At 39.0% G+C, this 24,158-nt stretch carries 20 protein-coding genes and 2 pseudogenes; 10 read left to right on the forward strand and 12 right to left on the reverse strand.

The window, feature by feature from the left end:
* Positions 1 to 250 precede the first annotated feature (250 nt).
* Positions 251 to 664, forward strand: coding sequence for a hypothetical protein (locus tag AOR04_RS19435; protein ID WP_096794390.1), 414 nt, complete (start codon positions 251 to 253; stop codon positions 662 to 664).
* 93 nt (positions 665 to 757) lie between these two features.
* Here the strand turns inward: AOR04_RS19435 and AOR04_RS19440 are convergent, their stop codons facing one another.
* Positions 758 to 1,183: a hemerythrin domain-containing protein gene (locus tag AOR04_RS19440; RefSeq protein WP_008134499.1), complete on the reverse strand. Its 426-nt coding sequence runs from the start codon at positions 1,181 to 1,183 to the stop codon at positions 758 to 760.
* A gap of 331 nt (positions 1,184 to 1,514) precedes the next feature.
* Here AOR04_RS19440 and AOR04_RS19445 point away from each other — a divergent pair, with 331 nt between their 5' ends.
* From AOR04_RS19445 to AOR04_RS21940, 3 genes and pseudogenes are all read left to right on the forward strand, one after another.
* Positions 1,515 to 1,769 (forward strand): hypothetical protein, encoded by a 255-nt coding sequence (locus AOR04_RS19445; protein ID WP_096794391.1) that lies wholly within the window; start codon positions 1,515 to 1,517, stop codon positions 1,767 to 1,769.
* 59 nt (positions 1,770 to 1,828) lie between these two features.
* Positions 1,829 to 2,083: a hypothetical protein gene (locus AOR04_RS19450; RefSeq protein ID WP_096794392.1), complete on the forward strand. Its 255-nt coding sequence runs from the start codon at positions 1,829 to 1,831 to the stop codon at positions 2,081 to 2,083.
* A gap of 29 nt (positions 2,084 to 2,112) precedes the next feature.
* Positions 2,113 to 2,332: pseudogene (locus tag AOR04_RS21940) on the forward strand (DUF6500 family protein).
* Positions 2,333 to 2,368: 36 nt separating this feature from the next.
* On the opposite strand, the gene AOR04_RS19460 reads toward AOR04_RS21940, so the two are convergent.
* Complete coding sequence (locus AOR04_RS19460) at positions 2,369 to 4,288, reverse strand: tetratricopeptide repeat-containing diguanylate cyclase (protein WP_096794393.1); 1,920 nt, start codon at positions 4,286 to 4,288, stop codon at positions 2,369 to 2,371.
* A 177-nt stretch (positions 4,289 to 4,465) separates the two neighbouring features.
* Positions 4,466 to 6,121, reverse strand: coding sequence for an RluA family pseudouridine synthase (locus AOR04_RS19465; RefSeq protein WP_096794394.1), 1,656 nt, complete (start codon positions 6,119 to 6,121; stop codon positions 4,466 to 4,468).
* Positions 6,122 to 6,437: 316 nt separating this feature from the next.
* On the opposite strand from AOR04_RS19465, the gene poxB reads away from it, so the two are divergent.
* On the forward strand, positions 6,438 to 8,162 hold the full coding sequence (poxB, locus tag AOR04_RS19470) for a ubiquinone-dependent pyruvate dehydrogenase (RefSeq protein WP_096794395.1): 1,725 nt from the start codon (positions 6,438 to 6,440) through the stop codon (positions 8,160 to 8,162).
* Positions 8,163 to 8,716: 554 nt separating this feature from the next.
* Here the strand turns inward: poxB and AOR04_RS19475 are convergent.
* The 3 genes from AOR04_RS19475 to AOR04_RS19485 form a co-directional block, all read right to left on the reverse strand.
* Positions 8,717 to 9,943, reverse strand: a complete 1,227-nt coding sequence (locus AOR04_RS19475) for a threonine/serine ThrE exporter family protein (RefSeq protein ID WP_002960134.1) — start codon at positions 9,941 to 9,943, stop codon at positions 8,717 to 8,719.
* 116 nt (positions 9,944 to 10,059) lie between these two features.
* On the reverse strand, positions 10,060 to 11,289 hold the full coding sequence (locus AOR04_RS19480; protein ID WP_096794396.1) for a glycosyltransferase: 1,230 nt from the start codon (positions 11,287 to 11,289) through the stop codon (positions 10,060 to 10,062).
* Entirely contained in the window at positions 11,286 to 12,281 is a 996-nt protein-coding gene (locus AOR04_RS19485) for a LacI family DNA-binding transcriptional regulator (RefSeq protein WP_096794397.1), read from the reverse strand. Before AOR04_RS19485 ends, AOR04_RS19480 begins: the two co-directional genes overlap by 4 nt.
* A gap of 166 nt (positions 12,282 to 12,447) precedes the next feature.
* Between AOR04_RS19485 and AOR04_RS19490 the strand changes: the two genes are divergently transcribed.
* The 3 genes and pseudogenes from AOR04_RS19490 (at position 12,448) to AOR04_RS19500 (ending at position 15,875) form a co-directional block, all read left to right on the forward strand.
* Entirely contained in the window at positions 12,448 to 14,910 is a 2,463-nt protein-coding gene (locus AOR04_RS19490) for a S9 family peptidase (RefSeq protein WP_096794398.1), read from the forward strand.
* 51 nt (positions 14,911 to 14,961) lie between these two features.
* Positions 14,962 to 15,186: pseudogene (locus AOR04_RS19495) on the forward strand (alpha/beta hydrolase family protein); the annotation flags it as partial.
* 71 nt (positions 15,187 to 15,257) lie between these two features.
* Positions 15,258 to 15,875: a LysE family translocator gene (locus AOR04_RS19500; RefSeq protein WP_096794399.1), complete on the forward strand. Its 618-nt coding sequence runs from the start codon at positions 15,258 to 15,260 to the stop codon at positions 15,873 to 15,875.
* A 104-nt stretch (positions 15,876 to 15,979) separates the two neighbouring features.
* Here the strand turns inward: AOR04_RS19500 and AOR04_RS21945 are convergent, their stop codons facing one another.
* The 6 genes from AOR04_RS21945 to AOR04_RS19525 are packed head-to-tail and all read right to left on the reverse strand — an operon-like array spanning position 15,980 to position 22,390.
* A complete protein-coding gene (locus tag AOR04_RS21945; protein WP_232525570.1) occupies positions 15,980 to 16,753 on the reverse strand; it encodes a hypothetical protein in 774 nt (257 codons plus the stop codon).
* Positions 16,684 to 17,373: a hypothetical protein gene (locus AOR04_RS21950; RefSeq protein ID WP_232525571.1), complete on the reverse strand. Its 690-nt coding sequence runs from the start codon at positions 17,371 to 17,373 to the stop codon at positions 16,684 to 16,686. Before AOR04_RS21950 ends, AOR04_RS21945 begins: the two co-directional genes overlap by 70 nt.
* Before the next feature lie 25 nt (positions 17,374 to 17,398).
* Positions 17,399 to 18,448 (reverse strand): pectinesterase family protein, encoded by a 1,050-nt coding sequence (locus tag AOR04_RS19510; RefSeq protein WP_096794400.1) that lies wholly within the window; start codon positions 18,446 to 18,448, stop codon positions 17,399 to 17,401.
* Complete coding sequence (locus AOR04_RS19515) at positions 18,448 to 19,398, reverse strand: sugar kinase (RefSeq protein ID WP_096794401.1); 951 nt, start codon at positions 19,396 to 19,398, stop codon at positions 18,448 to 18,450. Before AOR04_RS19515 ends, AOR04_RS19510 begins: the two co-directional genes overlap by 1 nt.
* Positions 19,399 to 20,886, reverse strand: a complete 1,488-nt coding sequence (locus tag AOR04_RS19520; RefSeq protein WP_096794402.1) for a UxaA family hydrolase — start codon at positions 20,884 to 20,886, stop codon at positions 19,399 to 19,401.
* 1 nt (position 20,887) lies between these two features.
* Positions 20,888 to 22,390 carry a tagaturonate reductase gene (locus tag AOR04_RS19525; RefSeq protein ID WP_198403039.1) on the reverse strand — a complete coding sequence of 501 codons (1,503 nt, stop codon included), beginning with the start codon at positions 22,388 to 22,390 and terminating at the stop codon, positions 20,888 to 20,890.
* A gap of 131 nt (positions 22,391 to 22,521) precedes the next feature.
* On the opposite strand from AOR04_RS19525, the gene kduD reads away from it, so the two are divergent.
* Positions 22,522 to 23,286 (forward strand): 2-dehydro-3-deoxy-D-gluconate 5-dehydrogenase KduD, encoded by a 765-nt coding sequence (gene kduD / locus AOR04_RS19530; RefSeq protein WP_008134475.1) that lies wholly within the window; start codon positions 22,522 to 22,524, stop codon positions 23,284 to 23,286.
* 21 nt (positions 23,287 to 23,307) lie between these two features.
* Positions 23,308 to 24,150: a 5-dehydro-4-deoxy-D-glucuronate isomerase gene (gene kduI / locus AOR04_RS19535; RefSeq protein WP_007377228.1), complete on the forward strand. Its 843-nt coding sequence runs from the start codon at positions 23,308 to 23,310 to the stop codon at positions 24,148 to 24,150.
* Positions 24,151 to 24,158 lie beyond the last annotated feature (8 nt).

The following is a 24,158-nucleotide window of genomic DNA, read 5'->3' on the forward strand; positions in this document are numbered from 1 at the left end:
TACAGCGATTGTACTAGACTGAATGTAAATATATGCTTTTAATAGAATTTTTAATTATAGACTACTTTCAACCTGCTAACATTTTAAAAGAGTTAACTTTTATGCAGCATTTTTAAATTACTTAAATAAGCTTCACTTTTAGTACTGCATGGCTTAACTAATGAATTTAATTAAAAATTTTTGAAATAAAAAATAACTTATACGGTCTAGGTTACTTCTACGTTTATTAATATTCATTTAAGGAAATTTTATGACAGGTTCAATGAATTCTGATGTGCAAAACCGTTTGCAGTGGTCACTTTTATCTTTGCGTTTAGGCGTGTTTATTGTAATGGTTATGTGGACATTCGATAAGTTTGTTAATCCTGGGCATAGCGCACGTATTTTTGAACATTTTTACGGTATTAGTGGCTCTACAGATATAGTGGCTTACATTATTGGTGCGGTGCAGTTAGTGCTTGTTTTAGCATTTTTAGCAGGTATTAAAAAGCGCATTACTTATGGTGTGATTTTTGTGATGCATGGTTTGTCTACGCTTTCATCTTATAACCAATACATTGATGGCTTCAACAACTTATTATTCTTCACTGCATGGCCAATGTGGGCTGCGTGTTTTGCACTTTACTTATTACGCGACCAAGACGTGAAATTTACTGTAAAGTAATAAAGTACATGCAAAAAAATTGGTTATAAGCCATAAGGCTTATAACCAATAAGTACACAGGGAGTGTGTGGAAGTCGGTTTGCGTGTTTACAACTAATGCATAGCGTCGTTGTATTGCTCAGCAAGGCTCTCTTTTTGCCCTTCGGTAAGTGCTTTACCCGCTAATTGAAACACTTCGTGTTCTTCTTCACTTAAATGATGATGTACCAAATGGTGTAGCTTTTTAGCTGCAACTAACCATGCAGACGAGCTCATTTCGGTATCTTCAAGTTGTTCAATTAATTCATCAATTTCGTGATGTTCAGCTACGCTGTGGCGCGCTTTTTCATGAGTTAAGTCATCAAACATAAGTGGGTTATAAAAGTAACGTTCTTCAAATTTTGCGTGATTTTCTAATTCTGTTTTTAGCTCATCCATTAGCGTGTGGCGCTGCTCTGTGTCGCCGTGTGTTTGAATAAGCGCATCTACCAATTCTCGTTGTTTGTCATGGTCATGACGTAGTGCTTCAAAAATATTCATAACTAGTCCTTTTACAATTTATTTGCTTATATCATTAACTAGCAAACTAAATGCCAAATATTAAGTTATTGTAATTTAATAAATTTAATTTAATTTTTTATTCTTTGGCTGCGATCACTGTAAATTTTACAGTGATATGAATGCAATAATTTCAGGCTTTCGCGCAGTTCAATTATAAAAGTGAGTATAAATTCCTACAGAACCTTACAAATATTTACTGGTTGTTTATTTTATTGCAGTGATAAAGTGTCAGTGTTATTTGGGTACAACCTATATATTACTCTCACACATAAATGCAGGTAGCACGTTAACTTAATAGGATAGTTTAAGGATGAACATAAAAAGCCCCGTCGCCGCATTATTGCTGTGCGCTTTACTGAGTGCATGTAGTTCAGCCCCGCGTTCTGACCCTAACTTATGCATTGAAGAGGCTGAAATGGTTGATCGAAATGGCGCTCAAACAAGCTCACAGGTTTACAATCAATGCATTAGCGCACAAATTAAAAAGGATGAAAAAAATAACACTTTTTTTGATGCCATCGGTACGTTCTTTTTTGAATTTTTTGTAATGGTGGTAGAAAAGTAAATAGGCTAACTTGCAACTGTAATTTAAAGTAAATAAGTTGCGTAAAAATAGGATTAGTTATGAAGCAATTATTGATAGCAATTCCACTTTTTTTATTACTAAGCGCTTGTGCGGCGAAGCCTTACGCAGGCTCGGCAAAATGTATGGAACAAGCAGATATTGCATACGAAACCGATACACTTAAAAATGAGACACTAGATAATGAATGCAAAGCTGCAAAAGTAAATACGCCTAATAAAGAGCTTGAGAATCATGGCTTGGTTGATAGAAGCCTTTTACAGCTAATCGTTAGCTTTTTAAATGGCGTATTTTAATAGTAAAAATATAATTAAATAAGGTATGTATGAGGGAAGAACTAAGAGCAAAAATAATTACCGTATGCGATAAAAAAAATAGCAGTTAAAGGAGAAAATGTAGGGCTTTCTTTTTATGCATTTTTTGCCAATAAAAACGACGATCCAGAGCTACTTATGGAAGCTGCTACTTGGTGGATACACACCCATAAATTAGATCATTTTGTAAAAGCACATAAAATTAAACAAATGGTTTTAGACGAACTTTAGTCAAGTAAGTGAGCCAATACTTTTAGCTGTGTTTATTTAATCAACTACGACTTGGTTTCTTCCGTTTTCTTTTGCTTTATAAAGTAATTTATCTGCATGCTTAATAAGAATATCTAGTGTGCTTTTTAAAGGGCTACTTACAGAGGCTCCTGCACTAAAAGTGATTTTTATATCTGTAGGAAAGTCTTCTATATTACTGCAATGCTCGGCGAAGCTAATGGCGAGTCGGTTAAATATATCGCGAATTATTCGTTCATCAGCCGTATTTAGTGCAAATAACCATTCTTCGCCGCCGTAACGGCCAAACTGATGATCATCACAGAGTGTTTCTCTTGCAGCTTTTGCAAAGGCAATAAGAACTAAATCGCCAACATCGTGACCAAATTGGTCGTTAACTTTTTTAAAGTAGTCTAAGTCAACAATTGCTATCGTCATTTTACCTTCACCAAGTTTTGCTTCTGCTGCGCGCATTATTCCTCTGCGATTAGGGCAATTTGTTAGGTAATCTGTTAATGAAATATCGTGATATTTTTGACGTTGTCGAGCTTGTCGATAAAATAAAAATAATGAAACAATCACTAAAATAAACGCAATAGCAGCGCTAAGTCGCCAAATTATTTTTTGATGATATTCTTCTTTAGCTTGTAGCTCACTAATATCTTTTGCGTACTCTAGTTGCTGTATTTTTTCTTCTTTTTCTTTTACTTCAAACTGTATCTGTAGTGTTTTTATATTATTTTCACTGGTTGCTTCGTAGTGTTTTTTTGTATAAAGGAGCTTTTGTTCAATTGCTTCAAAAGCCTCGTCAGTGCGGTTAAGGCGTCGCTTTAGCTCATAGCGTTTACTTAAAAAATCGGCTTTATAAATACTGCGGCTGAATTTATCTAATTTTAAAAAAACCTCATCGTTTGCTTCATTTGCTTGATCAAGTAAATCTAGTTTTATATATATGTCAGCTAACAAAATGAGCGATGCGAGTTGCATATCATAAACACCTGCAGAACGAGCAAGCTCAATGTTCTCTTTAGTTAAAGTTAAAGCTTTATCGTAGTTGGCTTGTAAGTACTCAATGCTAGCAATTGAGTACTGAGCAAAGGTTAAGCCTTTTTGCATATTAACTTTTTTGAAATAGAGCAATGCTTTGTCTAGGTATATTAAGGCATCTTTAGGTTTCTTAATCTCCAGCAATACATTGCCTAAGCTCCAATATGCTTTTGAGGTAAAAAGCCCATCTTGTGTTTGCTCATATGCCGCAACCGCTTTTTTTGCATAATATACGGCTTTGTCTTTTTCGTTTAGATAATTATATGCATCGGCTATTTTTCTAAAAAAGTATCCTTGAGATGCTGAATCGTCATCTTTTAATGCTAATTCTAACCCCTCTAGTGCAACATTTAGGGTCTTTTTCAATGCATCTGTATCGGTGTAATAGTAAGCAAGTGCTCGTAAAATAATGATTTTTTCTTTAGTTGAATGCTGTTGCAAGCTCTCTTCTAATTTTGTGGCTAGCGTTTGTGCTGGAGCTGGGTTTGGCTCCCTCGCTAGAGACTTGAGTTGTGATTCGAGAAATAATAAATATACACTTTTTTGATTTGGTAACTCTTTGTTCTTTAAGTAATAGGATAAGTGTGTGTTTAACGCTTCGTATTTTTCTTGTCTAAAAAGTAACTCCGCATACAAAGCGGCCGCTTCTAAATGAAGGTTTTCCCAATTTTGCTCTTTGCTTATTTTAAACGCTTGAGTGAGTTTGTCTTCATTTTGAAGATAGTCTAGTTCATTTAGTTTTATGTTATTGATGAGGGTTTGAGTTGTTTCAAAGTCTAGCGCATGTAAAGTTGCACTTAATGAATCGCCGTTAGCTGAGGCAAGCTTACTTAGAAGTAAAAATAAAATGAGAACAATATACTTTGCCCATAAAGTATTACCTAAAATCTTTATTTGTGTATTGTTAGCCATGTTAATCCTTTGCTGACTTATTTTTATTATTGAAATAATTATTCACATTGCTTAATAAACTTGGGCTTGAACAATTTTTTATACTCATCATCGAAGAAAAAGACCACAAACGATATCAATTTAATTAATAAAAACCAACACATTGTATAATATAATGGTTGTAGCTATGTGTTTTTATTAAAAATCTGCGGCTACTTCAAACTCTAATCGTTTAAGTGTAATTGGGTGAGTAAATGCTAAGTATTCTGCATGTAAATGTAATCTATCGGCTTTTTGCCCGTAATGTGTGTCGCCTATAATTGGCATGTTTAAACCTAAACTGTGCGCGCAATGCACTCTTAATTGATGAGTACGCCCTGTTTTAGGGTATAACTGTAATCGGGTAATATTGTTGTTACGCTCTAAAACGTGCCAGGTAGTAAGTGATGGCTTACCGTGTTTGTAACACACCATTTGGCGCGGTTTATCATCAAAGTCGAGCACTAAGGGTAAATCAATTACTCCGCTATCCTCAGCTACATTACCATTAACTAATGCGACATAACGTTTATCTATAGTGCGGTCAATAAATTGCTTTTGCAGTGCTTTGTGCACGCGTTTATTAAGTGCAATCATCAATAACCCAGAAGTCGACATATCTAACCTGTGCACAATTAGTGGGCCCGACGCCTCTGGAAACTGCGTTTTGATTCGCATATAAACTGAGTCATCAATATTAACGCCAGGCACCGATAAAAACTCAGCGGGCTTATTTACCACAAGTAAGTCGTCATCTTTATAAACAATACTTAAATCTTTACCCTGAGCTGGGTTGATAAGTAGCGGGTTATCTTCAACGTTTAAACCCTTTAACATATGCCCAAGTATTGGTTGGCATTTACTGTAACAAGAAGGGTAGTAATTTTTATGCTGCCTAATTGCTGATTTCGGCGCTGCTCCCCACCAAAATTCAGCCATAGAAAGTGGCTTTAAGTCATGTTTATAGGCGTATTGTAATAATTTAGGCGCAGCACAATCGCCAGCACCCGAAGGAGGAGTGTGCTCAGGTAATGCTGCAAATATGGCATTTAAGTCTGTAGTTTCTCCATTTGCATTTAAAAATTGGTACTGCGCAAATAATTTTTTTTGTAAGCTTTTAGAAAGCGTTTTACGGCGCTTTTTTAAATGAGCAATTTCATCAGAAATATTGATGTGTGTTTGCTGCAGTGACTCGATTATATTTTGCCAATAGGCTTTAAGTGCCAGCAGTTGCTTTTTTTCTACGATACTTTGCCCTGCAAGCTTATTTTTTAACTGCTCAAAATCACTTTCGCTAAGCTCTAATTCGCCTTCGGTACGTTGTATTTTTCGTTGCTGGCGACCGGCTTGCATCACTGCCTGTTGGGCTAATAGTGCTTGCTGGTAGCTTTGTGTTGCATCATCAAGTTTGCTATTAACTTCAAGCAGTTGTTCACTATTTTCTAATTGCTCAATTTGAGCATTAATATCGTTAATTATTTTACTTTGAGCCAAATAGGTATCGTCTTGCAGCTGCATGCTAGAAACAGGCGGCACAAAGCTAATATTGCCTTTATCACCTTCAATTTGTCCCGAATAAGCGCTTAAAAAGCCTAATTGTTGCTTAACATTTTGCACCACTAAAACCCCAAACATTTTACCTGCATTTTCTGCTTTTAAATGCGTTAACGTTTCAAGTTGTTGCTGTAATTGTTTTGTGGCTGCTACAGCTAATGGTTGCGGCTCGTAATAAAAAGGGAAAGTAAACTTTTCAGAAAGCGCGAGAGCATCAATATTTTGAGAAAATAATGTAAAGCAAGAAGCAGAATTTGACATAGAAGTAAGAGAAAAGCATTCAGTAAAATAATTGAGCGCATAATAACATATTCATAGTTAAGCCACTAAAAATCTCGCACCCGCATATTCATAAACACTTTAAAGCGGACATTCATGTTTTATGTATCAGTATGGGGTCGCAGCAAGCATAGGCGTTTGTTAGTAAAGTCTCAGTAGTAATATATTTATCATTATCAAAATATTTAAGCTTATCGATTCTCAATAATTGAGCGCATTTCGAAACGATGACTTACCTGATAGATCAGAGACGAAAAATCAATTTACAGAATAACTGAATATTTAGGAGTTCTATATTATGAGTCAAAATATCGCAAGTTTTATCACTAAAACCCTCGAACAAGCAGGCGTAAAACGTATTTGGGGAGTAACTGGCGATTCACTTAACGGCATTAGTGAAAGTCTGCGAAAAATGGGAACAATTGAATGGCTAGGCACACGACATGAAGAAGTTGCCGCATTTGCAGCCGGTGGCGAAGCCCATTTATCAGGCGAGCTTGCGGTGTGTGCGGGTTCTTGTGGGCCGGGTAACCTTCATTTAATTAATGGCTTATTTGATTGTCAGCGTAATAATGTACCAGTATTAGCAATTGCCGCACATATTCCTTCATCTGAAATTGGTAGTAGTTATTTTCAAGAAACCCATCCGCAAGAATTATTTAAAGAATGCAGTGTGTATTGTGAAATAGTGTCGAGCCCTGAGCAAATGCCGTACCTGCTAGAAACAGCAATGCGACAAGCAATATTAAACAAAGGCGTGAGTGTACTTGTGCTACCTGGCGACATTGCATTAAAAGATATGCCTAAAGCTATCAAACCAAATTGGAACGTGCCAAAGCCAGTAACACATACTCCCGCTTTATCTGATATTGAAGCGATGGCGACTCATCTTAATAAAAGTAAAAAAGTAACCTTATTGTGTGGTGCTGGCTGTAAGGATGCCCACGACGAAATTGTTGCGCTAGCCGAAAAATTACAAGCACCGATAGTGCATGCCATGCGCGGTAAAGAATTTATTGAATACGACAATCCTTACGATGTTGGTATGACTGGGTTTATTGGCTTTGCGTCGGGCTATCATGCAATGCAAGAAGCCGATACGTTACTTATGATTGGTACTAGTTTTCCTTATCGTGCTTTTTATCCTGAAAATACCACCATATTGCAAATTGATAATCAGGCTGCGTCACTCGGGCGACACGTGCAAATTGACTGTGGCGTGTTAGGGGATACTAAAAACTCAGTGGCCACACTGCTTGATTATATTAAAGGTGAACGGACAAGTTCGCACTTACAAAAATGTGTTAAAAATTACAAAGAGTCTCGACAAGATCTTGATGAACTTGCCAGTGGCAAAACCTCGCAAAACTTAATTCACCCGCAATACCTAACGCGTTTACTCAACGAGCAAGCAGCTGACGATGCTGTTTTTACTTGTGATGTAGGTACGCCAACAGTGTGGGCTGCGCGTTATTTATCAATGAATGGTAAGCGTCGCTTAATTGGCTCGTTTAATCATGGCTCTATGGCAAATGCGATGTCGCAGGCAATGGGGGTTCAATCTGTTGATAGAGACCGCCAAGTCATTGCAATGTGTGGTGATGGTGGCTTTTCGATGTTAATGGGGGATTTAATTTCACTTAAGCAGTTTAATTTACCAATAAAGATTGTTGTTTATAATAATCGCTCACTTAGTTTTGTGGCTATGGAAATGAAAGCCAGTGGGTTTTTATCAAGCGATACCGATTTAAAAAACCCAAGTTTTGCTAACATTGCAGAGGCTTGTGGATTAAAAGGTATTCATGTGGATGACCCTGAAAAATTACCATCGGCAATGAACGAGATGATGAACCACTCAGGACCTGTTGTTTTAGAAGTCGATACTGCAAAACAAGAGCTTTCAATGCCACCGCAAATCAAATTAGAGCAAGCAAAAGGCTTTAGTGTTTACATGATGAAAGCGCTGATAAACGGCAAAGGAAACGAGATTGTAGAGCTTGCCAAAACTAACTGGTCACGCTAAGTGAGTTACTTCCCTATTGAGTACTTTTGCTCAATAGGGAAGTGCCAAGTAATAATCCTCACTATCATCTTTTATTATTAATAAGCTAAGGCTGCTGTTTGTAAGTGATTGAACCAAAATAGAAAATAATATATGGTTTATCATTAAATTAATAAAAACACGCATAAAATACCTCTACTCATAGAGGGAACGGAGCAATAATGAAATGGAAATCGGTTTTACTGTCGCTGGCTGTTTTATGGCTTATTCAAGCTCAGCAAAGCAGTTTACGCACCAGTGAATACGCAAATATCTAGCCTATTGCAAGTAAATTCAACGCAGTTAGCGCTGAAAATAGCTGCTTGAGATAGATTTATTATCCAGAGTTTAGGTTATTTAGAAAGCGCTGAACTGTTTTTACGTTGGAATCACTATGAGGTTTTTGAGTTTGACTCAAGTGCAATGTAATGAGCTAAAACATTTAGCATTGGCCTCAATTGCTACTTGGTAGTTGTTTTTAGTTTAATGTTTTACTCGCTTTACTCAATTAAAGTAAAGCGAGTGCTCAGTATCAGTTACAAACTCTTTTTAGGCGGTAGGGCTACGTTTGCAAATATTAGCCCTGCAACAAGCGACATAAATATTAAAAACGTTTGTTGGCCTATGTGTTCTGCGTATATAAAGTCTTGGCCTTCAATGAGTGAGTTTAAGCCAATATAGGTTTTGCTACCTGGTACTAATACAATTAAGCCTTGCATGGCCACAATAGAAGCCGGCGCATTAGCAACACGGTTAAACAAGTTACTAAATATACCTACCGATAAAGCACCCACAAACGTACCTAACGTGTAATCAAGGTACATAGCCGAGCCAATACTGGTGCCATACGCTATAAAGCCTGATGCAATAGACCAAACAGCGTGCTTAAGTTTGGTTCTAAAAATAACGATTAAGCTGCTACAAAGTAAAAATATAGCCAGCCATGCGGTCCACTTTGGTAATGGTTCAGGTTGTACAAAGTCAGCTTGCCCAAAGAGTGCAAAGCCAATACCTATGCCAATAAAACCGCCAAAATAGAGTTTAAATAACAGCATAAACGAGTCCATGACTCTTGCTGTACCGGACACTAAATGCCGCGCTGCAAGCTCTGCTAAGCCAAGCGCAAGTGCTAAACCTGGTATAAATACAATAATGGCCGAAAGTACCACCAAGCGTATGTTTATTTCAGGTGTTATATACACGCTTACTGCACAGGCAAGTATTGCTGATATTATGGCCACTAATGGCTCAAGCATATGGGCTACGCGTTTTGAGCGCCCAGACCAAAGCACAAACAAATAAACAACTAAAGTAAGAAGCGATGACCAAATAACATCAGTCCAGCTAGTACCCATTAACATTGCAAACGCACCACCAGAAGTTGCAAAGGCAACGCCCGTAACAAGTTTATTGTATGGGTTTGGCATGTCGTAGATAGCATCTAGCTGGGCGTCAACTTCTTGTAAAGTTAGCTTGTCGTCAAGCATTTGGTTTACAAGGTCATCGGTGTCGGCAAGTGAGCCTAAATCGTGATCGCCAGGGTCTACACGCGCAACATGGGTGTACTCGTCTTCGTGGCCATCAGTCCAAATAACAAACGTTACCGAAGTCGGCGACATAACAAACGATGATTTAAGTCCTAAATATGTAGCCACTTCCATTAGGTGGGCCTCTAGGCGGTAAGCAGGCGTACCATACTTGTGAAGCATTTTACCCAATTTAACGATAAATTTGCGTTTTTCTGTAAAGGTTGCAGTTTTCAAATCTTTTTGGACCAAATATTGCGATAACTAAGCTAAAAATATAGACAATACAGCTAAAACTGCCCACGTTTGTTGGGCGCGATTTTAAACACTAATTGGTGTGTGTCTAGTCATTTTTAATCTAATTTTTTATTTTTTTCAGCTATCCATTGCGACATGTATTGAGTGCTGCGCATTGTATGATGTTTGAGCATTTGGCCTGTAAAGTTTTTTTCGCGATGAGCCTCTAAATCGCTACTTATTGAATCGATTTTTTTAATTAACACCGTGCTCAATTGAGCTTTATCGTAAAGCGCATTAAGGAGCGTGTTGCCATCTTGCTGCGCTTGTTCAAAGTCACTTTGATTGGTGTACATTTCAACAGCAGCATTGGCAAAATCGTCGGCGGTGTTGGCTATTTTACCAGGCCATGGTAAATCGTTATGCATGCCCTCTGCGCCAATATAGGTGGTAACGCTGGGTGTTTGCATAATCATGGCTTCAAGTAATTTACCTTTAATGCCTGCACCAAAACGAAGTGGTGCTAAACATACGCGTGCGCTTTGCATTACATCAAACGCATTATCGGCCCAGCCTTTTATTAAAAACCCTGTTTTAGGGTTATTTAGTGCCGTGGCTTTTGGTGGTGGGTAAGAGCCATAAATATGTAGTTCTGCTTTTGGGAGTTGCTTGCGAATAAGTGGCCATATTTTTTGCAAATAAAGTACAGCATCCCAGTTTGGTGCGTGTCTAAAGTTACCTATGGTCATAAAGTGCTGGCGCTGCTCAAACGTTTTTGTACTTGTAGACAGTGAGCTTAAATCGACCATAAATGGTAAATGGTGTAATAAGCTTGGCTCTATTTTAAATACGCTGTTTAGCAGGCTCATTTCATAACTTGAAATAATTAAGCTTAGGTCGCAGCGTAAAATAGCGGCAATTTCTCGTTTTGCTAAGTCTGAGTGTAAATCGCTGGTTGTAAACTCGCGCTCACCTTTAAACGCTTCGTGACGAGCGTTACGCAAACATTGTAAATCTTCGGTATCTAATATTTTAATGGCATTTGGGCAATGTTTATCGGCGCGCCAGCCAAATTGTTCTTCCATCATAAAACGGTCAAACATGACTATGTCTGGGTTATAAGCTTTAACGTATTCGTCAAAGCTGTCGCAGTTTAATGCAATGCTTTGGCTGGTTATGCCGAAGTCGTCAAGGTTTACCATGTGATCGGTGCGCTGCGCGGGCGTTGCAAATTCAACGTCCCAGTTTTGCGCTCTAAATGCATTTAATAACGACATCATGTGCGTTCCCGCAGCAGACGAATTTGGCTCTGGCCATACGTAGCCAATTACCAGCACTTTTTTCATTGGCTAGAATCTCTAATTTGTAAGTTTACATTTACCAGTGTTTTTACTGGCGGGGCTGTATTTTGTAGTAGCTCTTGCAGTATTAAAAGGCACCGCTTAGCTATATCAGTTGTATTAATAGCAACGGTGGTTAAGTGATTATTTATAACCGCGCTATTAGGAATGTGGTGGCAACTCACTACTTTAATACAGTGATGAGTTAATGAGTTAATAGCGGCAATAACACCTTGAGCAATAATATCGTTTGCACACACCACTGCGTTTAATGTGGGTTTGTGTTTATATGCTTCCATAAATGCATTTTTAGCGCTAAGGGCTGTGTTTACTGCGCAGTCAATGGGTGCTAATGGTGTAATGCTGTTCTGCGCGCATGCGGTATTAAAGCCACTTTGCAGTGCTTGTGAATCACTTAAAGTAAGTTCACTGCCTATAAATGCTATGTTTGTCACGCCTTGTGCGAGTAAATGCATACTGGCTACGTGGCTGGCTTTTTTATAGTCGGGTAATACACACGGAGCTGCGCTAAAGGGTACTTCACTCATTAAGGTAATTACTTTGTGTTGCGCGCTGAGCGCATCAAGCCATTTGGGGCAAGTATTAGCAACGGGGCAAATAATAAATGCAGCTGCGTTGTATTCTTTTAAGTTTTTAACTGCGTTTGCTTGTAGCTCAAGACTATTATTACTGCTTACAATCATGGCTTGTAAGCCATTGTCGTTTAACAAAAGTTGTAAGCTGGTAGCAAGATGTGCCATAGCTGGGTTAGTTAAATCATTTATTACTATGGCCACTAAGTTAGAGCGTTTTGAGCGCATAGCCGCGGCATCACGATTATAAACGTACCCTAGCTCATCTATCGCTTTGAGTATTTTTTGTTTACTTTTATTGCCCACTTTATCGCTTTGGGTAAGCACCAACGATACGGTTGATTTTGATACACCAGCACGCTCTGCAACATCAAAAATGGTGACTGATTTGGCTTTGTTATGCATTGTATTTTAAGTACCGCAGTGGTGAATAAATAGCGCTGTAGTTTAGCTTAATCAGCACTATTAAGTCATCTTTTAGAGGTGTTTAACTTACCTTAATACTTTATGAACAAAGCAAAACGTGTTTATATACGCCTATAAGAGTAAAAAATAACAAAAGGATAAAAACATGAGCGCTTTTAGGCTGTTAGTTGCCTTTATTTGTTGTGCGGCATTGGTGCCAACAAGTTACGCCGAGCAGGGCTATCAAACCCCATCACCTGAACTTGCAGCATTGGTTGACGCTAAGTTAGCACCCACTAGTTACTTATCGAGCGATGGCCAGTGGCTAGCCCTTTTTGAACGCAAACGTGTAGTAACCCTTGATGAACTTGCAAAAGAAGAGCTTAAGCTTGCTGGTATTAAGCTAAACCCCGCTAATTTTTCGCGCTCTCGTGTGAGTGCCAAATTTAGTGCCGTGGAGCTAAAGCATGTTCAAAGCGGGTCGGTTATTAGCATTAACAACTTACCTAATGGCATTATCCGCTCACCTAAATGGTCATCTAATAGTAAATATTTAGCCTTTGTTGTTGAGCAACCAACCCAAGCCAACTTATGGCTTTACAGCGTTGAAACCAAGCAAGCAAAAGAGTTAACTAGTGCTGCGTTAAATTCGGTACTAACTGCATCGCCATATAAATGGCTGCCAGATAGCAGCGCCATTGTTGCGAATCTTGCTGTTAATTTTGGTAAACCAAGGCTTGAAAATAACAGCCAAAATGTAGTGCCTGTTATTCAACAAAGTACTGGCGAAAAAGCACCAGCACGTACTTACCAAAATTTATTAACCAGCCCGTTTGATGAATCACAATTTAAGTTTTACGGCCAAGGGCAACTGGCTTACATAACGCTTGATGGCAAAACTCAAGCAATAGGTAGCCCTTCTTTATTTAAATCGTTTTCAGTATCACCTGATTCTACCAATATTTTAGTTGCCGGTATTAATGAGCCGTTTTCGTATCAAGTGCCTTACAGTCGCTTTGCAAGCACGTGGCAAATATGGGGCATGCGCGGCTATGCATTAGCAGAGCTGGCAAAACAGCCACTTGCCGATAATATTCCACAAGGTTACGACAGTGTTCGCACTGGCCGCCGTGATTTTGAATGGCGAGCCGATCAAGGCGCTGAAGTTATTTGGGCCGAGGCGCAAGATGGCGGCGACATGAAAACCGACGTTGAGCATCATGATTATGTTTACAGCTTACGTGCACCATTTAAACGCGAGCCTAAATTATTTGCCAAAGTAGAGCGCCGTTATGCGGGAATGGAGTGGGGCAACGAAAACGTAGCAATGCTGACAGACTGGCGCTTTAGCGATCGCCAAGTACGTACTTACATAGTGCAACCACGAAATGCAGACAGAAACCGCGTGCTATTTTCAGAGCGTAGTTACAACGATGCGTACAAAGACACGGGTAATGCCATTTACGAGCGCAACGATTTAGGCGCAAACGTAATTAAAATTGTAGGCGGGCGTTATATCTACCTGCGCGGTAATGGTGCTTCAGAGCAAGGTAATGTGCCGTTTTTAGATAGGTACGATGTTAAAACAAATAGCAGCAAGCGTTTATGGCAATCAGAAGCGCCATACTATGAGCGTGTTCGTGCACTACTTGATGACGAAGGTGAGCGCTTTATTACTATTCGCGAATCTAAAACTGAGCAACCTAACTTTTTTATACGTGATTTAGATAACGACACGTTAACGCAACTAACGACATTTGAGCATCCGTACCCTGCATTTAAAGGCGTAACTAAAGAGCAATTACGTTATAAACGCGACGACGGCGTTGAGCTTTCGGGCACGCTTTATTTACCACCAGGGTACGATAAAACACAAGGCCCGTTACCGGTACTTATGTGGGCTTATCCACTTGAATACAAAGATAAAGCCGTTGCATCGCAAGTACGCGAATCGCCTTATGCGTTTACCTACATTGGTTATTGGGGCCCAATGCCTTACCTTGCTAAAGGGATTGCCGTGTTTGACGACCCTAAAATGCCAATAGTGGGTATTGATGGAAGCGAGCCAAACGATAACTTTAGAAAGCAGTTAGTATCAAGTGCGCAAGCAGCTGTTGATGTATTAGTTAAAAAAGGCATTGCCGATAAAAACAAGATAGCCATAGCAGGGCACTCGTATGGTGCATTTATGGTTGCTAACTTATTGGCTCATAGCGATTTATTTAAAACAGGTATTGCTCGCAGTGGCGCGTATAACCGCACATTAACGCCGTTTGGTTTTCAAGGAGAAGAACGTGACTTTTGGCAAGCACAAAGTGTGTACGCTAATATGTCGCCGTTTTTCCATGCTGAAAAAATTAACGAGCCAATGCTAATGATCCACGGTCAGGAAGATCCTAATTCTGGCACTTTCCCAATGCAAAGTGAGCGCATGTACGCAGCCCTAAAAGGTTTAGGTAAAGATGCTCGCTTAGTAATGCTCCCTTATGAAGCACATGGTTACCGTGCGCGTAAAAGCTTATTGCATGTATTGTGGGAACAAGAACAGTGGTTAGATAAGTATTTGTTAAATGATACAGCAGAGCCAGTAGAGGTTATTACTGAACCCTTGGTAAGTGCTGGGCAATAGATGCTTTTTACATATGGGGTAGGGTGCAAGAAGACCCACCCTCAATCTCACGGCACTTTCCCAATGCAAAGTGAGCGCATGTACGCAGCCCTTAAAGGTTTAGGTAAAGATGCTCGCTTAGTAATGCTCCCTTATGAAGCACATGGTTACCGTGCGCGTAAAAGCTTATTGCATGTATTGTGGGAACAAGAACAGTGGTTAGATAAGTATTTGTTAAATGATACAGCAGAGCCAGTAGAGGTTATTACTGAACCCGTGGTAAGTGCTGGGCAATAGTAATAAAAATGAGTAAGTAACAGCGCGGCTACTTATAGCCGCGTTTTTGCTTTTAATATGAGAGTAAATTAATGATTGATGTAGCAGCACTTGCGGTTTTTATTCCTACGTTCTTTTTTGTGTCGATAACGCCAGGTATGTGTATGACCCTTGCCATGACACTCGGTATGAGCATTGGCGTGCGCCGCACATTATGGATGATGATAGGTGAGCTATTAGGTGTCGCAAGTGTTGCTATAGCTGCGGTATTAGGCGTTGCAAGCGTAATGCTAAATTACCCAGATGCGTTCGCTATTTTAAAGTGGGTAGGCGGTGCGTACTTAATTTACATTGGCGTTAACATGTGGCGAGCCAAAGGCAAAATGTCGGTCGATACCTCAAAACCAAATGACGTAAGTCGGAAGTCGTTATTTACGCAAGGTTTTGTAACTGCAATTGCAAATCCTAAGGGCTGGGCGTTTATGATTTCACTACTGCCGCCATTTATAAGTGTTGAGCATGCTGTAGCTCCTCAGCTTTTAGTATTGTTAAGTGTAATAATGGTGAGCGAATTTGTATGCATGTTAGCTTACGCAACAGGCGGTAAAAGCCTGCGTTTATTTTTAAGCCGTGGCGATAATATAAAATGGATGAACCGTATTGCTGGCAGCTTAATGGCTGCTGTAGGTATCTGGTTAGCGCTAGGGTAATCGCTTAGCGAAGGAACATATTTGTCATCTCTAAGTTTGACCTATTCAAAGGCCGGATGACTTTATTCACCAGCCGGCCTTCATATAATAAAAGTGAAGAATGATTACTCCGTAATCGAATTTATATAAGCGTTTATATTATGTTGGTTAGTTGGATTTTTAGCTGCCCAACGATCATTTATACCATCTTTATTTTTATCAATTATGTCAGGGAATCCTAGAAATTGTCGTTCATATTCTTCCCAGCTTTTAATCATTTCTAGTTCACTGTTTATTAAACCTTTGCCATTAATAGGCGTACTACCATCTACTTGGTTTAACACTTGTGTATCAATATTATCTAAAAACATGCCATTGGCATTAAAATTAGCCCCTACGTTTTTTTCCTTTATAAGTGTGCTGTAGGTTTTTTGAGTACTATTTATTGTCGCACTATTTACAGCACCATTGATTGGCTCTAACTTAACTCGACTGAGTCGTTTATCATCCATTGATATATTTTTACGTTTTGCATCTTTGCTAGTGCGATAGTTTACACCCAGTCGGTTATCGGCAGTTATTTTCTCATCTCCCACAAAATAGTTACCAGATATATAAGCTTGAGACTTTGTTATATTTGGTGAGTACCATAAATCAACAAGTTGTATTACTTTACTTGCGGGTCCCGGTTTGTAAATGTTGTTTATTAAGTTAAAGCGGCCATTCTCACTACCATAAACGTTATTACTGCCCCAGTTAAAAATGATATTGTTGGAAAATTCAACAAATTCAAACTGTTCATCGTAAGGGGGTTTTAAGCGTGAACCATTTAATCGTGGTGTGCGGCTATTATGATGAGCGATGACATTATTAATAAAACTGGCTTTATTTCCCCCCAAATTCCACCATAGCCATGACGCCCTTTGGGATGGATTGAGTGATTAAGGCTCGCAGCTACAATTGAATTTTGCAGCGTGAATCGTTGGTTATTATAAAAGCTAGCAGTTTCATCGACTGACCAGCTAAATGAGCAGTGATCAATTATTATATCTCGGCTATTGCGCACAGACATCGAATCTTCAGCTAATTTAAATGTACCAAGGCGAAAACGCATATAGCGAATAATGATATGATCAGCATCCGAAACTTGAACTGGCGCACCCGCAACGGTAATGCCACCAGGAGAGGTTTGCCCTGCAATAGTTAAAAAGCCACTTTTTACAATAATGGGTTCTTTTAAATGAATAACACCGGAGATATTAAATACCACTGTGCGCTTGTATTTACGCTTTAAGGCGTGTCTAAGTGTTCCCTTTGCTGGGTTTTTAGGATTATCTTCCAGTGAGTTAACAATATAGATTTTGCCGCCATGCCCCCCTTGCGTGTATTTCCCGTATCCATCGGCATTTTTAAAGGCTAAATTTGAGTCGAGTGCATACCCGTGAGAGGTGAATACGCTCACTAATAAAAGAAATACACTTAAACTTAAATATTTAATTTTCTTATTGATTGTATCCAAAGTATGCACCCTAAAATTGTTATGTTTATAAGCTAAAGCTATCAGTAGCAAAAGCCGTTTTATTTATTTGTTGTGCTAAATTATGAAGTACGGCATTTGGTTGCCATTTATCACCAAATACCCACTGTTCGATAGTTTGTTGGGCTAAATAAGTGTTAGTGGGCTGAAAATTATTATGTGCCCATGAATAACTATTAATGTTTTGATTATTCGCAAAAAAATACCGAGCGCCAAATTTGTTTGCCTTATTACGGCTTTTATCAGGGTAGGTTTTTTTGAATATTGGTTTGTCAGCCATGTGGCTAGAGAACTGGTTATTAATTAAATAAAACTGTGCATCATAATGATGTCGACCTAACCAAAAACCTTTTACACCATCAAATTCACTGTCATTTACAACGAGCTTTTGATTTACATTGAGTTCGCCATCATGCCAAAGAGTGGCACTTTGCTTTATGTTGAAGAATTTAGAATGCTCAATTAACGCGGTACCACGAGGACACACCATATCGGTTGCGCCAGTAAATGAGCAATATGAATGGTAATATAATCCATCTTTTTTATTCCACAAACTCAGAGTATCAGCCCCGTCGGAACTAATGTTACATTGATGCAAGGTGATGCGGGTGGCGTTTTCAAAACTACGAACCGCAAACTGGTGCTCGTTAGTGTTGTGTTCTCGGCCGTAGTGATTAGTGATTTGTAAGTTGACGATATTTATATCGCTACCGTCAATATTTACAACCGCCGCCCCCCAATCACTGTCGTGATTTTTTCGCCAGTTATTTCTAAGCTCAGGAAAAGTAATTCGCGTATTACTTTGCGACTGACCAACTAAACTTAAGTTATTGCGAGTTATAAATAGCTTTTCGTTATATTCGCCAGCGCTGATTAAAATAATAACGCGTTTAAAGTGAGTACTCGCATCAATAGCTTGTTGAATAGAGCTGAAATATTTAGGGTTATGCTTATCCACATACAAAATAGTACTGGGCTCACTTCCAATGGCCGGTGTTTTTGAGTGGATGTTGCAACTAACCAATAGACAAATAACGAAAAAAGTAAACTTCATCATTAACGACCTATTATTGACGTTTTTATTGAATCAGTATCAATACCTACAATCGCCCCTCGGTGTTGAATAACCTGTCCGGCTAATAAGTTACCAGCTTTGGCACAGTCCTCTATTGAATTACCGTGTAGCCAGTATGCTAGAAACCCCGCGTTAAATGAATCCCCAGCCGCTGTTGTATCAGTAACATTATCGACTTTGTTGGTTTTAAAATAGCGGGGCTCTGAAGTGTTTTTATTACTGTACTGACAACCATCAGCACCTGTTTTTATGAGCACATGCTGAGCGCCGGCTTTGTGCAAACGAAAATGGCAAGCGGTAATATTATTATCGGCCCAAATTTGTACTTCATCATCAAAAGTGAGCAATGATAAATTAGCAAGCGCATACATGACTTTGTTGGTTTTTTTACAGTGTTCATCACTTGCCCAAAGAGCCGGGCGGTGATTACTGTCATATATAATATCGACACCTTGATGAGCAAGCTTTGTTAGAATTTCAAGCAGGGTATTGCAATCTTTAACTGATAAAATAGCGAGTGATATCCCTGATAGATAAATAGCATCAAAATGACTAAGAAGCGCGACAATATGGTTAAAATCAGGATGTGTTACCAAATATTTTGCTGCTGAGTCGCTTCGCCAATATTGAAAAGAGCGCTCTCCTTGAACATCGTTTTGAATCATATACAAACCAACCTGTTTATCAGGTGCGATAAGTACAAAATCAGTATTTAATTGATGTTTTTGCCACTGCTTTATCATCGCGGTGCTCAATGTGTCGGCACCCATGCAAGTAACATAATTTACATCAACACTTTGACCTGCGAGCTTTTTCAAATAAATAGCGGTATTCATTGTGTCACCGCCATAGTTTTGTTGCATAGAAGAAAATAATTGACCCGATAGCTCAACCATACACTCGCCAATAATTGCTATTTTTTTGATAGACATTTAAAGCGTGACTCCTTTTTTCCAGATAGCGACTTCACGAATATCATTCTTTTCATTACAGGTTTCTTTTCCGTTGACTATCTCAACAAGCAAGTCAACAAACTCACCATGCACTTGCTCCATACTTACATCGTTGATGAGCACACCAGCATCAAAGTCTATCCAGCGTGTTTTTTTCTTGGCTAGCTCTGAATTAGTGGCAATTTTAAGCGTAGGAACAAAGCCGCCATAAGGGGTGCCACGACCAGTGGTAAATAGTACAATGTGGCAACCAGAAGCACCTAAAGCACTTGTTGCAATTGGGTCATTGCCAGGTGCATCTAGTAAGTTTAAACCGGGTACGCTCAAACGTTCACCGTAGTGTAAGACGGCTTGTACTTTGCTGCTGCCAGCTTTTTGTGTACACCCTAGTGATTTATCTTCCAATGTGGTTATTCCGCCTTTTTTATTTCCAGGTGACGGATTTTCGTAGATGGGTTGATTATGTGCTTTGTAATAACCTTTAAAGTTGTTAACCATTTCAACTAACTTATGAAAGGTTGCTTCGTCTTTACAACGCGACATTAATAGCGTTTCGGCACCAAACATTTCTGGTACTTCGGTTAACACGGTTGTACCGCCTTGGGCTATTAAATAATCTGAAAACACACCTAGCATAGGGTTAGCTGTTATGCCCGATAGGCCATCACTGCCACCACACTCTAAACCAAATTTAACTTCACTTAATTTTCCAGGTTCGCGTTTGTCGTACTTTATTCGACTATAAATTTCTTCGAGAAGAGCGACACCATCTTCAATTTCGTCATCAGCTTGTTGTGTGATTAAAAATTTAACGCGGTTTTCATCAAAATCCCCAAGCCCTTCTTTAAACACATTTAATTGGTTGTTTTCACACCCCAAGCCAACAACCAACGCACCGCCTGCATTAGGGTGCAATACCATGTTTTGTAAAAGAATACGGGTTGTTTCTAAATCATCACCGAGCTGTGAGCAGCCAAATTGATGAGGAAAAACATGAATTCCGTCAATGCCAAGATCAGGGTTTCGTTGCATAAACTCTTTTTTCATTTGTGCAATCATACCGTTTACACAGCCAACAGTAGGGATAAGCCAAATCTCGTTGCGTATACCAATTTCGCCATTTTTACGACGATAAATATTAACATCGGGTGATGGAGTTGCTGCTGCTTGGTCAATAAACTCAGGGGTGTATTGATATTCAAGTTCATCGTTTAGGGTGGTTTTAACACAGTGTGTATGAACCCACGTACCTTTTGGTATATTAGCTAAAGCAAAGCCAATTGGAGCTCCATATTTTATAACTTTCTCGTCTTTTTCTATGTCACGCAAAGCTACTTTATGACCTTTGTCTACATCTTGAGTTACTAAAATGTCGATGCCATCAACCGGTAATGTTTCGCCTGCTCCAATATTGCGCATGGCAATTGCTACATCATCGGTTGGGTGTAATTTGATTAATGGTTTCATTTTATTGACCTAATTTACTTTCAATGGTGGCTGCTACACTGGTGTTCATCATACTCTGTAGATAGCCTACGATGCTTTGTTTAAGGCCTGAAATATCATTTAAATTTGTTTCCCAGTGCCAATCACAGGCTAGGAACTTTTCAACCAATTGATCAATACTTAAGCTACCACGGCCATACTCCAGCCAGTTGTCTTTAAAAAACGCTAACCATTGTTCGCTATCACTGAGAGCTATAGACTCATCATTACGTACACCACGGTAAAATAAAATTTGTCCAGCCATTGCCATCGCAATTAACTCAGGAACCTTTTGGTTTAATTCCACATATTTAAATAGCTGAGGTAGCAGGCGTGTCTTAAATTTAGTCATACTGTTTAGTGAAATAGACAATAGTAGATGGCAAATATAGGGGTTTCTAAAGCGGTTAAGTACATCGCTGGCAAACTTCTTTAGCTCATCTGCGGGTAAATCAAGGGTCGGAATAATCTCATCAGCAATGAGTTGAGTTAAATATCGTTCAAATAATTGAGCACTAAGGGCATCACCAACCGAGTCAATATTTGCCATATATGCCAGCGGCACTAACGCTGTATGTGCTCCATTTAAAATAGCCACTTTGCGTTGTTTGTAAGGTGAAATATCGTCGACAATTTTTATATTTACGTCACTGTCTTTCAAACACAATAACTCAGCGAGATGTTTTGGTCCTTGAATAACAAATAAGTGAAAATACTCGGCAGTGACCATAAAGTTGTCTAAATAACCGAGTGACTCTTGCAGTTGTTGATGTTCGTCTCGTGGAAAGCCTGTCACAATACGGTCAACTAGGCTTGAGCAAAAATGGTTATGTACATTTAACCATTGGGTAAACTCTTCTGGTAATTGCCAGTTTTTTGCGTACTTTAAAACGATTTCTTTGAGCTTTTCGCCATTGTAATCAATAAGTTCGCACGGAATAATGACCATGCCACTTTCTGCTGAGCCAGCAAAGTGATTAAATCGATGAAATAACCATTGTGTTAGCTTTGCTGGGAATGCTTTTGCAGGTTTATCCTCTAGCTTGTCTGAATCAATGTACTCTATGCCTGCTTCAGTTGTATTTGAAAAAATGATTTTCAAATCAGAATTTGTAGCAAGCTCTAAAAAACGCTCAAGGTTTTTATAAATAGGGATCTCTTCATTAACGCAACCAATAATACGCTCTTCACTTACGGTTTCACCTTGCTCATTTAAGCCACGAATAATAGTGGTGTACAAACCATCTTGTGTATTTAGCAGCGGTAATGTGTCGTAATCAATTGGGCGAATAATTGCAATGCCTGCACTTAGATCACTCGTTTGGTTTAATTTATCTATTTGCCAATCGACAAAAGCGCGTAAAAAGTTACCTTCACCAAATTGCATTATTTTTGTTGGGTATTTGTTTTTATTAAAGTTTTTTCTATTCAATGTTTGCATAATATAACCCATTTTGAGTATCGATTGGCCTGTTGTTGATTTCATACTACTTATAAATGCCACCGGTGGCAAATTAAATTTGACAAACTGCCACCGGTAGCGAAGAATGGCTTTTAACAACTCAAATTATTTTATTTACATTATATAAATATAGAGATTAACGATAGGAATTGGCAATGAGCATGCATTTATTCGATTTAAAGGGAAAGACGGCCTTAGTAACTGGGGCCAGCCGTGGATTAGGGCAGCAAATAGCCTTGGGTTTAGCTCAAGCAGGTGCAAATATTATATGTAGCAGTAGCCAAGAGAATGGTTGCAAAAACACGTGCCAGATGATTAAAAATGAATCAGGGCAAGTGATTGAATTATCTGCTGATTTAAGCCGCGAAGATGCTGTAATTTCGCTTGCGGAGCGTGCATTAGAGTATGCTGGGACTGTTGATATTTTAATTAATGTAGGTGGCACTATTTTTCGAAGTCCAGCCGTAGATTATCCGTACGAGCAGTGGCAAAACGTAATGAAAGTAAATGTTGATGCTAGTTTTTTACTTGCTCAGGCACTTGCACCTGCAATGATTAAAAAAGGGCAAGGGAAAATTATCAATATTGCGTCAATGCTTTCATATAGTGGTGGCATGACAGTACCTGCTTACACAGCAAGTAAACATGCTATTGCAGGCGTAACTAAAGCATTAGCGAATGAATGGGCGCAATATAATATTCAAACAAATGCAATTGCTCCCGGTTACTTTAAAACCGATAACACACAAGCTTTACAAGATGATCCTACTCGAAACAGTGAGATCGAAAAACGTATACCAGCAGGGCGTTGGGGTGAAGCTGAGGATTTAATTGGAACCGCCATCTTTTTATCATCAGCTGCTAGCGATTATGTTAATGGACATATTTTAGCTGTTGATGGCGGCTGGTTAGCACGATAACTTTATTTTAGGTAGCAAACTATGAGTACAGAAATTGAGTCACGTTACGCCGTTGGTCCAAATGAAGTGAAAGGCTACGATACACAGCAGCTCAGAGATGAGTTTTTGGTTGATAAGCTTATGCAAGTAGACAAAATTTATTGGCTGTACACGCATTACGAACGTTTTATGGTAGGTAGTGCGGTTCCAACTGCAGGAGCTTTAACGCTAGAGACAGTAGATAACCTTAAAGCAGCTCATTTTTTGAATGGACGTGAATTGGGCATTATCAATGTAGGCGGCCGAGGTACGGTAACCGCAGACAATGAGACGTTTGAACTTAACTACAAAGATGCTTTGTATATAGGTAAAGAATCAAAAAATGTGACGTTTAAAAGCTGTGATAACACAAATCCAGCTAAGTTTTATTTAAATTCGGCGCCAGCACACCATAAATACCCAAATAAACGAGTTACCCGTAATGATGCAAACGTCTTGCATTTAGGCGCTTTAGAAACGTCTAACGAGCGTGATATAAACCAAATGCTGATTAATACAGTTGTAAAAACTTGCCAATTACAAATGGGTTTGACTGAGCTAAAGCCTGGTAGTGTATGGAATACAATGCCTGCTCATCAACATGATCGACGTAATGAAGTGTATTTTTATTTTGAAATACCAGAGCAACAAGCTGTGTGCCATTTTATGGGAGAACCCACAGAAACGCGCCATTTATGGATACATAATGAACAGGCCGTTGTTTCACCTGCGTGGTCTATTCATTCTGGGTCGGGTACTCAAAACTACAGTTTTATCTGGGGGATGGCTGGCGAAAATCTAGATTATGATGATATGGATAAATATCAGCCTCATGAACTGAGGTAATGTAGTTC

The sequence above is a fragment of the Pseudoalteromonas sp. 1_2015MBL_MicDiv genome (genome assembly GCF_002407505.1).
Classification (GTDB): domain Bacteria; phylum Pseudomonadota; class Gammaproteobacteria; order Enterobacterales; family Alteromonadaceae; genus Pseudoalteromonas; species Pseudoalteromonas fuliginea.